Below are 11,180 nucleotides of genomic sequence, written 5' to 3'. Positions count from 1 at the left end.
ACAGTCGCGTGCCGACACGGTCAAGACCGGAAAGCCGGATAGCGAAACAAAAATTAGGTTAGGTTGTCAGCGGTCGGTCCGTGCCGGCGGATCGAACGTGAAGAGACGAAAAAGAAGGTGGACGTGGCTGATACGCAGACTCCGCTGCGCACGGTGGTGTGGGCGACCGGCGGTGTCGGAAGCCACGCGATCGACGCCATCGCCCGCCGGCCCGATCTCGAACTGGTCGGGGTGTGGGTGCACTCGCCCGACAAGGTCGGTCAGGATGCCGGCACGCTGTGCGGCCGCGAACCGCTCGGTATCACCGCCACGTCGGACGCCGACGCGCTGATCGCACTGCGGCCGGACTGCGTGGTGTACACCGCCAGCGGACCTGAGCGTGACGCCGCCGCGGTGCCCGACTATGTGCGCCTGCTGGACGCCGGCATCAACGTGGTCACCACCTCCTCGACCACGCTGGTCCATCCACCGTCCTTCTATTCTCCGGAGATGCGCGAACAGCTCTCGGCCGCCGCGCAATCCGGGGGCGCGTCGTTGTACGCCTCCGGCATCTTTCCCGGCTTCGGATCCGATCAGCTGGCACTGCTGTTGACCACAGTGTCGAAGACCATCACCGCGGTGACGGTCACCGAGGTCGCCCTGAACGACCACTACCCGGTGGCCGACGTGATGACCGATGCGATGGGCTTCGCGCGGCCGTTGGACTTCCAGCCGTTGCTTGCCACTCCCGGCTTCATCGAGATGGCCTGGCGGGCGCCGATCGAGTTGATGGCCGAGGCGCTCGGAGTGGAGGTTGCGGAGGTGCGCGGCAGCCTGGACCGCCGGATCACCGACCGGGACCTGACGGTGGCTTTCGGGACCGTCCCGGCGGGCACCTGCGGCGCGGTGCGCACACGGGCCGCAGGGGTGGTCGACGGCCGGGAAGCCATCGTCGTCGAGCACATCATCCGGATGGCGCGCGACGTCGCACCGGACTGGCCGGCCTCGGACTGTGACGCCACCTACCGGGTGGACATCGACGGCGAACCCGACGTGCACTGCTGGATGACCCTCGGGGATGCCGAGGGCCACGGCGCCGGGCGGGCCGCCATGACCGCCACCGCGATGCGCGTGGTCAACGCCATCCCGTTCGTCGTCGCCGCACCCCCCGGGCTGCTCAGCTCCCTGGACCTGCCGAACACCCTGCCTCGCTACGCCTTCACCTGATACCGCAGCACGAATCGAGACCCGGAAGGGAACGAATGTCCGACCAACCGCGATCAGTGGTGATCACCGGAGCCTCCCGCGGGCTGGGGCTGGCCTCAGCAGCGCACCTGTACCGCGCAGGGTGGACCGTCGTGGCGGCCATGCGCTCGGTGGACGAGGGTCTGGCGCGACTGCGCGAGGTCACCGGCGCGGGGGAGGGGGATCGCCGGTTGATCGGGGTGCAGTTGGACCTGACCGACGCGGGTTCGATCACCACGGCCGCCCACGAGATCCAGAACGCCGTCGGTGCACCGTACGCTCTGGTGCACAACGCCGGCATCTCGGCGGCAGGGATGGTCGAAGAGACCCCGGTCTCGTTGTGGGAGCGGATGTTCGCGACCAACCTGTTCGGGCCGGTCGCGCTGACCAGGGAACTGCTGCCGTCGATGCGTGCCGCCGGCCGGGGCCGGATCGTGCTGGTCTCGAGTCAGGGCGGGGTACGCGGAATGCCGGCCACCGCACCGTATTCGGCGGTCAAGGGGGCGTTGGAGCGGTGGGGTGAATCGATGGCCGGCGAGGTCGCGTCGTTCGGTATCGGCGTGAGCGTCCTGGTCACCGGAACCTATGACACCGAGATCATCACCGACGCCGGCACCACCGACTGCCGGGACCTCGACGGTCCTTATGCCCGCCACCACCGCACGATGGATCGCCGGGGCCGCGCGGCCATGCGGTATGCCGCGCGCTCACCGCAGACGTTCGCGGCGGGACTGACTCTCGCGCTGCAGTCGCGCAAGCCCTTCGACCGGCGGGCGGTCGGGCCGGACGCGCGGATGCTGATGCTGGCCAGTCGGATGCTGCCACCGTCGGTGCTGCATCACATGATCCGGGTGATGATGGGGATCCCGAGGTTCGGCGCGCTGAGGACCGCGTCGGCGCGCGACCACTTGTCAGCCTGAGCGCACCGCCACGCCTCGTAAGATCGTGTCGCGCGCCAGGATCAGGGCGTTGCGGGCGCCGACCTGCTGCAGGATGTTCTCGGGGATCCACTGCTCGCCGATGATGCAGCGCGCCAACATGTCGGCTGTCGGACTGGCGATGGAGATGTCGCCGGCCTTGATGCCTTCGGACAGCAGCGTTTTCATCTGACGGATGCGGGTGGCAAAGGACCAGGCCGGATTGGCCGAGTCCGGCGGTGAATGGCGCAACCACGCCAGCTGGATCCGGAACTCGTCCGGGAACTGGTCGAGCGCGTTGATGTTCAGCCAGCTCAGGGCATCCAGTTTCTCCACCGCCGTGGAGTCGGTCCGCACGATCGCCGGCCAGCCGCCGCCGACCTTGCGGCCGAACTCGAGCATGATCGACATCAGCAACTCGTCCTTGGAGCCGATGATCCGGTACACCGTGCCGGTGCCCAGTCCCGCGGCCGACGCGATGTCGCGGATGGTGGTCATCTCGTAACCGCGCCGGCCGAACTCCGAACGGGCCACGGCGCGCAGGTGGGCGACCTTCAGGTCGACGTCGTCGCCGTCCTCGTCCCAGCTGGCGATGACCGACTGCGCGGCGGTGAAAGCGGCCGAACCGTCGAGGTCGGCGTCGGACGGCGCGGTGGTGGCCAGACCCTGCAGCGCGACCCGGCACTTCAGCCGGGCCAGATCGTCGGTGCGCGCCTTGTGTCGGATCACGTCCAGACCGACGTGCAATGCGCTCTGGCACAACCGGTCTGCCAGCGTGGGGAGGTCGACGTCGGCGCGGATCTCGCCGCTCCAGCGACCCGCGCGCAACGCCTGCAGCATCGCCGCCTGGATCTTGGTGGGCTGCCGCGAGGTCAGCTCGACCAGCTCGGGATCGTTGCTGGGCCCCTCGTAGAACGACATCTGCAGCGCCGCCCGATGCTCGACGGCGCATCGGGCGATCGCACACGCCAGCGCGGTGATCTGGTCGGCGACCGGTTCGGGGTCCGGTGCGTCGAGTCGCTGCAGCGCCTCGTCGCCGATGCGGTCGAGGTCGGCGTGATACAGCCGGATCAGTTCGACGAGGATGGCCTCTTTGGACTCGAAATGGTGATACAGGCTGCCGGCGAGAATACCTGCGGCATCGGCGATCTGCTGAAGCGAGCTGCGCAGTCCGGTGGACGCGATGACGGTGTTGGCGGTCTTGAGGATCTCGGCCCGACGACTCAGGTCGGCCGACGGGGGGTCGGCGACGGCCGCGAGTCTGGAGGAGCGCCGCACGGTCTTGACTGTGCGTGCGGCGCGTTTGGCGTTGCGTCCCGCGGCATCCGCTGCCATCGTCAACGCTCCTTCTGGGTCAGTGCCGTCACGGGCCGGTGACCGATCCTACCGGCACGGTCACCGGATGCGGTCACGTCCGATCTCCGGCCGCAGGGAAAGCGACGTCGGCGTTGTCGGGCATCGCGTTGATGCCCCGTCGCTCGCACAACTGCAACACCTCGTCCACGATCGATTCCGGCACGGTGAAGTTCTCGGTCGACGAGATCTGGCTCAGGTGTGCCTCGATGTCCTCGGCGGTGGGCGCGGTGTCGTCCTCGGCCAGCCATCCGTGACCCAGTCCGGTGAAGACCCGGGCGTAGCGACCGGCGCACGCGGAGTAGTTGTGGTGGGTGAACGTGCAGTCTCTGCTCGCCAGGAAGGTGACGAGGGGAACGACGAGTTCGGGACGGATCGCGCGCATGAAGCCGGACTCGGTGAGGAACTTCTCGTCGCCCACCGTCTCGCTGACCATGCGGGAGAACCCGGTCGGCAGAACGGTGTTCGAGGTGATCCCGTGCGCCGCACCTTCGATCGCGATGACGTTCGACAGGCCGACCAGCCCGGTCTTGGCCGCCGCGTAGTGTGCCTCGAACGGCTGCCCGAAGTTGCCGGCCGACGACGAGATGAACACGATCCTGCCGTACCCCTGGGCCATCATCACCCGGTAGGCGGGTTGACTCAGGTAGAAGCCCCCCGTCGAGATGCACGCGCAGCATGCGCCGCCAGTCCTCGGAGTCGATGTGCTCGAACGGGATGCTGTTGAAGATGCCCGCATTGCTGATCACGGCATCGAGGCGGCCGAAGGTGTCGACGGCCGTTTCGACGATCGCCCGACCGCCCTCGGCGGTGTCGACGGAATCGTGTGATGCCACCGCACGCCCGCCTGCGCGCAGGATCTCCTCGACCACCCCGTCGGCCACCGCAGCGTCCTCGCCGTCGCCACCCATGGTGGAGCCGACATCGTTGACCACCACCGCCGCGCCGCGGCGCGCCAGATCCAACGCGTAGAGCCTGCCCAGTCCACGACCCGCGCCGGTGACGACGGCCACCTGACCGGTGAAGTCGATCATCTTGGTCCTGTTCGTCATCGGCGGCGGATTCCCCGCCCTGCAAGCTCTGTGGTTCGTTGACTGGCGGCAAGCCGGACTCTACGGTGGAACAGATATTTGGTCAACGGACCGCGGGTGGAGGTGCCAGAGGTGTCCACTGGTGAGGTCGCCGACCGGTTTCCCGGGCTGGCGCTGCTGGCGTCGGCACTGGCCGGACGGGCGGTGGCTGTGGATGCCGCCGATCCGGGAAAGCCGGCCTGGACCGATGGCCAGACGGTGTTCGTCGACCCGTCCGCGTCGCCGCGGGCCAGGACCGAAGCCGTGGCGGTGCAGGCGTCGCTGATCGCGGCGGGCAGCCTGACCCCGGAGATCCTGGGCCCGTTGGTGCGTCACCGGCGGTGGGCGCAGCGCTACCTCGCCGTCGAGGGGCGACGGGCCCTGCTGGTCAACGAAGCCCTGCTTCCCGCGGCGCTGGCGGGGAGTGCCGACCGGCGACTCGGTCGCCTCAGTGAGTCGGCGCAGGACTCGCTGACGATCGCGAAGTCGGACAGATCCGTGGGTGACCCTCCGCCGAATTTCGGGACGTTGCTACCGAAGAAGGTCCTCGCGGTCCACGCGGCCGCCGCCAAGCAGACCGACCGGGAAGCCGTCGCCCACGTGCCGCGGCGCGACGTAAGCCGGGATCTCGAAGAACTCGACGAGGACGACGTCGACGATTCCGATGACCCCGACCTGTTCTCCAGCCCGGTGGGAGGCGGTGGGGCGCTGGGCAAGTGGCTCAAGAAGCTGCTGTCTTCGGCACGCAAGACCGGTGGTAGCGGCAGCGGGCCGCCGGGGGCGGATTCCCCTACGCACCGCACGAGTTCGACCACCCGTGGTCTGCACGCGGTGTCGTCACTGGCGGCGGTCGCGTCCGAGGACATCGTCGACGTCAAGACCGAGGGCCTGAGGTACCCGGAGTGGAACGCCGAGAAGCGCACCTACCGACCGGATTGGTGCACCGTCCGCGAGGTCGATCCCGAGATCGCGGCCAACGCCACCCAGCAGATCGAGGACGCGATCAGCGTGCGGCGACCGTTGGCGCGCCTGGGCGTGGGGCTGCAGCGCCGGCCCCGGCAAACCCAGGGCGACGACATCGACATCGATGCGGCGCTGGAGGCGCGTGTCGAGATCCGCGCGGGGGTGGTGCCCGACGAGGCCGTGTACCTGGACAGTCTGCGTCGGCGGCGCGACTTGTCGGTGCTGCTTCTGCTCGACGTGTCGGGATCGACCGCCGAACCGGGAACGGTCGGCCGTACGGTGCATCAGCAGCAACGCACCGCGGTCGCCCATCTGATGACGGCCCTGCACGACCTCGGTGACCGGGTGTCGCTGTATGCGTACTACTCACAGGGCCGGTCGGCGGTGAGCATGGTGCCGGTCAAGCGGTTCGACGAACACCTCGACGCCCAGATCATCCGGCGGTTGAACAGCCTCGAACCGGGTGCCTACTCCCGGCTGGGTGCGGCCATCAGGCACGGCTCGTCCGTGCTGGAGAGTCGCGGCGGGACCTCGCGGCGACTACTGGTGGTGATCAGCGACGGGCTGGCCTACGACCACGGCTACGAGCGCGCCTACGGGGCCGCCGACGCGCGCCGCGCCCTGACCGAAGCCCGCCGCCGGGGGACCGGGTGCGTCTGCCTGACGATCGGGGCCAGTACGGAGGTCGAGGCACTGCGCCGGGTGTTCGGTAGCGCGGCACACGCGACGATCTCCTCACCGGACCAACTGGCAGGGGTCATCGGTCCCATGTTCCGCTCGGCCGTGCGGTCTGCCGAGGTTCGCCGCCGGGTCTCGTGACGGACGTCAATCGGCGGGAAGTCAACCGGCAGAATGCCGTTGGGTCCTAGTCATCGGTCCGGATCCAATTCTCGAACGCTCTTGAAACAAACATCTGTTCCGCGTTAGGCTCCGAAAGCGCACGCCGTCGTGCGCAGGGAAGGGTGTGGGGATGACGATCGAATCCGGGATCGCGCAGAAGAACGGGACAGCTTCGCCGGCCGCCGGTCAGCGTCCGTACTACACCCCGGTGGGCAACGAGGAGACGGTCTTCAAGGCCGCGTACCGGCAGGGTCTGTCGATCGTCCTGAAGGGCCCCACCGGGTGCGGCAAGACCCGATTCGTCGAGGCCATGGCGCACGACCTCGGACGTCCGTTGATCACCGTCGCGTGCCACGACGACCTCACCACGGCCGATCTGGTCGGCCGGTACCTGCTGCGGGGAGACGAGACGGTCTGGGTCGACGGTCCATTGACCCGCGCAGTCCGGGAGGGCGCGATCTGCTATCTCGACGAGGTCGTCGAAGCCCGTCAGGACACGACGGTGGTGTTGCATCCCCTGGCCGACTACCGACGGCAGTTGCCCATCGAACGCCTAGGTATCACGCTCGACGCGGCCCCGGGTTTCGGTCTGGTGGTGTCGTACAACCCGGGGTACCAGAGCGTGCTCAAAGACCTCAAGGACTCCACGCGCCAGCGCATGGTGGCCATCGAATTCGGTTTCCCGGCACCGGAAGTCGAAGAACACATCATTGCCCACGAGGCAGGGGTGGACACCGAGACCGCCGCGGAGCTGGTGCGGTTCGGCCAGGCGATCCGCCGCCTGGAGACCGGCGGGCTGCGCGAGGTCGCTTCGACGCGGGTGCTGATCGCGGCGGCGCGCCTGATCGCCGAGGGGCTGCCCGTGGCGGTCGCGGCTCGGGTCGCCATCGCCGGTCCGCTCACCGACGACGTCGCAGTCAGCCGTGGCCTGCATGAACTGATCGACATGTACCTCGGGGGACCGTCGGCCGGTGATTGACGCTGCGGGCTGCCGCGTTTAGTGTCTGAACAAATATTAGGTCGCTGCGTGCCGCGACGATGCCGCGGGCGCATGTTGGAGGTCGGATGTCCTACGAAAGCACCGCAGAACCCATCAAGGTCGGTTATCTGATGGACTTCACGCTCCCCCCGGGGTTCCCCGAGGAGCTGCGGGCTTCGTTCACCCAGACCTTCGATCTCGTCTTCGAGGAAGCGGTGGCCGACGGCGTGATGGACCGACCGGTGCAGATGATCTACCGCGAAGTCGAGGGCCTGCCGAAAGGCTCGGTCAAAGCGGTCATCGACGCCTACGGCGAACTGGTCGACGAAGGCGCACTGGTGGTCTTCGGCCCCAACATCACCGACAACTGCGTGCCGCTGCGGGAAGCGATCGAGGAACGGTTCAAGGTGCCGGCCATCAGCGTCACCGGCACCGACGACTGGTTGGGGGAGTGGACGTTCGCGTTCCCGCAGGGCTCGATGACCGACGAGCCGATCTTCTTGATCGACCTGATCGCCAAGCGTGGTCTCACCGAGATCGGGGTGCTGATGGAGCGCAGTCTGATCGGTGAGAGCTATCTGCGGAACCTGCGAAGTGCTGCGGCTCGCAAGGGAATCCGCATCGTCGCCGAGGCTGCCGTCGCCCAGACCGCCCAGGACATCAACGGCGCGGTACGCGCCCTGCACGAGGCCAAGGCCGAAGCCATCGTGCACCTCGGATTCGGATTCGGTGTGGTGTTCATCAACCCGGCGCTGGAAGCCGTCGACTGGGATCCGCCGCGCTTCACCACCACGGCCTTCCAGAACGCATGGGTCAACCCGGTCATGTGGAACGCGTTCCTCGGCTGGATCGGCGTCGACCAGTACGACGAGGGCAACAAGGTCGGACAGGCCTGGCTCGACCGGTACGCCCAGCGCTACGCGGGCAGCCGTCCCGAATACTGCGTCTCGGTGGTCAACCACGACGTGGCCGCCACCCTCGTGCGGGCGTTCAGCGATGCACACCCGCTGAGTCCGCGCGGGGTCAAAGAGGCACTCGAGCGCGTCAAGATGATGCCCGCGGCCTCCGGCGCGCCGGGAACCCGGGTGTCCTTCGGCAAGTGGACGCGGCGTGCGTGGATGGGCGCCGGGTATCTGGTGGCGCGGACCCTCGACGCCGACGGCGTCAACTCCCACCTGGTCGACCGCTTCGGAGAGGAAGCCATATGACCACCGAGGAGGCCCCGCGCACCGCGCGACCGAGCACGGCGCCGGACAAGGCGCCGGGACGCAGAGGCGTCAACTGGGGGCGGTGGATCTCCGCGTTCGCCCTGCTGGCGTTCTTCAGCCTGTTCGCCGCCTTCGCCCGCACCGATCTCGACCCGCGCGTGGCCAACCCGAACGTCGAGGGCAGGCCCCGGCCCGTGGAGTTCCTGTTCGGCTGGGACGGCTGGCTGTGGGTGCACCAGATCGGCACCGTCATCCTGCTCGTGGTCCTCGTGGTGATCTTCGTCCGCGGATGGCGGCGCGACCCCGGCAGCCCGATCATGTTGATGTTCCTGTGCACGACGCTGATCGTGTGGCAGGACCCGATCATGAACTGGGCGCCGTTCGCGGTGTACAACCCCGAGCTGATCCACTGGCCGGAGAACTGGCCGCTGATCATGCTGTCCCCGACGGTCGAACCGTTCATCGTGTTCGGTTACGTCGCGTTCTACTTCGCCCCGTTCTTCCCGGCCATCTGGCTGCTGCGCAAGCTGCAGGCCAAGCACGGCCCCACGGCGTTCGTGTCACGGCACCCGCTGATCAGCCTGGGCTCGATCACCCTGGTGATCGGTTTCATCTTCGACGCCATCCTCGAGGTCAGTCTGGTGCGGACCGGACTGTACATCTACTCCCAGGCCATCCCGTTCGGAACCTTGTTCCCGGGCACCACTTTCCAGTTCCCACTGATCTGGGAGTCGCTCGCGGTGACCTTCGTGATGGTGCCGGCCGCGGTGCTGTGTTACCGCGACGACACCGGGAAATCGGTCGCCGAGAAGCTCGCCGCCCGGGCCCGGCTGTTCCCGAAGAAGCCGGTGCTGGGCACGTTCGTGGTCATGTTCATCATCATCAACGTCGCGTACTTCGCCTACGGCTCGTGGTTCGCCGCGATCAAGGCCAGCGGACTGGCCACCGCCGTCGCCTGCCCGTGGCCCTACCCCGAAGCCAAAGTCTATGACCCCCAGGGGTATTTCGAGAAGGAGGGGGCCGTGGGGCCGTTCTCGGTGGGCAAGTGGGCGACCTGGCAGAGCGGGCTGCCCGACGGGCGGCCCGACGTCGTGCCCCCACCACCCGGCGAGGGCAAGTGCGCACCCGGGGACGCCGATGACTGAGCACGCGTTCGAATCGCGGATGCTGATCGACGGCAAACTCGTCGACGGTCAGGCCGGAAGCTTCGCCAACATCAACCCTGCGACCGAGGAGGTGCTCGGCGAGGTCACCGATGCCTCGCCGGCCGACATGAGGCGCGCCATCGACGCCGCGCGGCGCGCGTTCGACGACACCGGCTGGTCGACCGACCGCGAACTGCGCAAGCGCTGCCTGCTGCAACTGCACGACGCCATCGAGGCCGAAAAAGAGGACTTGCGTGAGGAACTGATCCGGGAGGTCGGTGCGCCGCGCACGGTGACCCACGGGCCGCAGTTGGACGCCCCGCTGGAAGACGGGTTGCGCTACCCGGCGCGGCTGATCGACAGCTTCGAATGGGAGACCGACCTCGGTGACGCCATGGTGTCGGTGACAGGGGTGAACACCACCCGCAAGGTGTGGCACGAACCCGTGGGTGTGGTCGGCGCCATCGTCCCGTGGAACTTCCCGTTCGAGGTCAGCATCAACAAGCTCGGACAGGCGCTCGCCGCCGGCAACACCGTCGTCCTCAAACCAGCACCGGACACCCCGTTCAACGCGACCCGGCTGGGACGGCTCATCGCCGAACACACCGACATCCCGGCCGGTGTCGTCAACGTGGTGACCGCCTCCGATCACCTGGTCGGTGAGGAACTGACGATCTCGCCGAAGGTCGACATGATCTCGTTCACCGGCTCGACGGCGGTCGGTAAACGGATCATGGAGAAGGGCGCGGCCACCATGAAGCGCCTCTTCCTCGAACTCGGCGGGAAATCGGCGACCATCGTGCTCGACGACTTGGATGACACAGCGTTCAACTCCGCATGTTTAATGGGGATCGGGCCGCTCATGCACGCCGGACAGGGCTGTGCGGCGCCGACCCGAATGTTGTTGCCCCGGTCGCGCTATGACGAGGGGGTGGCGATCCTGCAGGGCATCTACGAGAACATCGCCGCCGGCGACCCCCAGGATCCCGGCACCCTGTGCGGACCGGTGATCTCCGCGCGGCAGCAGTCCCGCATCCTCGGCTACATCCGGCAGGGTGTCGACGAGGGCGCGACGCTGCTGGTCGGTAGCACCGAGGCGCCGCCGCAGTTCGACAAGGGTTTCTGGGTGAATCCCACGTTGTTCACCGACGTCGACAACTCGATGACCATCGCCCAGGAGGAGATCTTCGGTCCCGTCCTGGCCGTCATCGCCTACGAGGACGAGGACGACGCGGTGCGCATCGCCAACGACAGCGTGTACGGCCTGGCCGGCAACGTGGCGTCCGGCTCGCTGGAGCGGTCGCTGGCCGTGGCCCGGCGACTGCGCGCCGGATTCATCGGCCTCAACGGCACCGCCGGATACGGCGCCGACACGCCGTTCGGTGGCTACAAGGAAAGCGGTGTCGGTCGACAGAACGGCGTCGTGGGCTTCAGTCAGTACACCGAAGTCAAGTCCGTCGCCTACCCGGCGCAGTAGAACG

The 11,180-nt window shown here is 67.8% G+C and carries 8 protein-coding genes and 1 pseudogene; 7 read left to right on the top strand and 2 right to left on the bottom strand.

What is annotated here, in order from left to right:
- Positions 1–123 precede the first annotated feature (123 nt).
- Positions 124–1,206 carry a dihydrodipicolinate reductase gene (locus ACAG25_RS21705; protein WP_370490547.1) on the top strand — a complete coding sequence of 361 codons (1,083 nt, stop codon included), beginning with the start codon at positions 124–126 and terminating at the stop codon, positions 1,204–1,206.
- Positions 1,207–1,241: 35 nt separating this feature from the next.
- Positions 1,242–2,144: an SDR family oxidoreductase gene (locus ACAG25_RS21700; RefSeq protein ID WP_370490546.1), complete on the top strand. Its 903-nt coding sequence runs from the start codon at positions 1,242–1,244 to the stop codon at positions 2,142–2,144.
- Here the strand turns inward: ACAG25_RS21700 and ACAG25_RS21695 are convergent.
- Together ACAG25_RS21695 and ACAG25_RS21690 are read right to left on the bottom strand one after the other, a co-directional pair.
- Positions 2,136–3,476: a TetR/AcrR family transcriptional regulator gene (locus ACAG25_RS21695; protein WP_370490545.1), complete on the bottom strand. Its 1,341-nt coding sequence runs from the start codon at positions 3,474–3,476 to the stop codon at positions 2,136–2,138. The genes ACAG25_RS21700 and ACAG25_RS21695 overlap by 9 nt on opposite strands.
- A gap of 73 nt (positions 3,477–3,549) precedes the next feature.
- Positions 3,550–4,528: pseudogene (locus ACAG25_RS21690) on the bottom strand (SDR family NAD(P)-dependent oxidoreductase).
- A gap of 129 nt (positions 4,529–4,657) precedes the next feature.
- Here ACAG25_RS21690 and ACAG25_RS21685 point away from each other — a divergent pair.
- From ACAG25_RS21685 to ACAG25_RS21665, 5 genes are all read left to right on the top strand, one after another.
- Positions 4,658–6,346, top strand: a complete 1,689-nt coding sequence (locus tag ACAG25_RS21685; protein ID WP_370490544.1) for a nitric oxide reductase activation protein NorD — start codon at positions 4,658–4,660, stop codon at positions 6,344–6,346.
- 151 nt (positions 6,347–6,497) lie between these two features.
- Positions 6,498–7,346, top strand: a complete 849-nt coding sequence (locus ACAG25_RS21680; RefSeq protein WP_370490543.1) for a CbbQ/NirQ/NorQ/GpvN family protein — start codon at positions 6,498–6,500, stop codon at positions 7,344–7,346.
- Positions 7,347–7,432: 86 nt separating this feature from the next.
- Positions 7,433–8,554, top strand: a complete 1,122-nt coding sequence (locus ACAG25_RS21675; protein ID WP_370490542.1) for an ABC transporter substrate-binding protein — start codon at positions 7,433–7,435, stop codon at positions 8,552–8,554.
- Complete coding sequence (locus tag ACAG25_RS21670; RefSeq protein ID WP_370490541.1) at positions 8,551–9,699, top strand: spirocyclase AveC family protein; 1,149 nt, start codon at positions 8,551–8,553, stop codon at positions 9,697–9,699. The genes ACAG25_RS21675 and ACAG25_RS21670 overlap by 4 nt, the downstream gene beginning before the upstream one ends.
- Positions 9,692–11,176, top strand: coding sequence for an aldehyde dehydrogenase family protein (locus ACAG25_RS21665; RefSeq protein ID WP_370490540.1), 1,485 nt, complete (start codon positions 9,692–9,694; stop codon positions 11,174–11,176). The genes ACAG25_RS21670 and ACAG25_RS21665 overlap by 8 nt, the downstream gene beginning before the upstream one ends.
- The last annotated feature ends 4 nt before the right edge of the window (positions 11,177–11,180 follow it).

The organism is Mycobacterium sp. pV006 (assembly GCF_041287115.1).
Taxonomy (GTDB): Bacteria; Actinomycetota; Actinomycetes; order Mycobacteriales; family Mycobacteriaceae; genus Mycobacterium.
The sequence above is the reverse complement of the archived record's forward strand: the minus strand, read 5'-3'. Positions and strand labels throughout refer to the sequence as shown.

Bases quoted from the DNA above. Each gene is read 5' to 3' on its own strand.
- ACAG25_RS21700 (WP_370490546.1), top strand. From the start codon at position 1,242: ATGTCCGACCAACCGCGATCAGTGGTGATCACCGGAGCCTCCCGCGGG.
- ACAG25_RS21695 (WP_370490545.1), bottom strand. From the start codon at position 3,476: ATGGCAGCGGATGCCGCGGGACGCAACGCCAAACGCGCCGCACGCACA.
- ACAG25_RS21680 (WP_370490543.1), top strand. From the start codon at position 6,498: ATGACGATCGAATCCGGGATCGCGCAGAAGAACGGGACAGCTTCGCCG.
- ACAG25_RS21675 (WP_370490542.1), top strand. From the start codon at position 7,433: ATGTCCTACGAAAGCACCGCAGAACCCATCAAGGTCGGTTATCTGATG.
- ACAG25_RS21670 (WP_370490541.1), top strand. From the start codon at position 8,551: ATGACCACCGAGGAGGCCCCGCGCACCGCGCGACCGAGCACGGCGCCG.
- ACAG25_RS21665 (WP_370490540.1), top strand. From the start codon at position 9,692: ATGACTGAGCACGCGTTCGAATCGCGGATGCTGATCGACGGCAAACTC.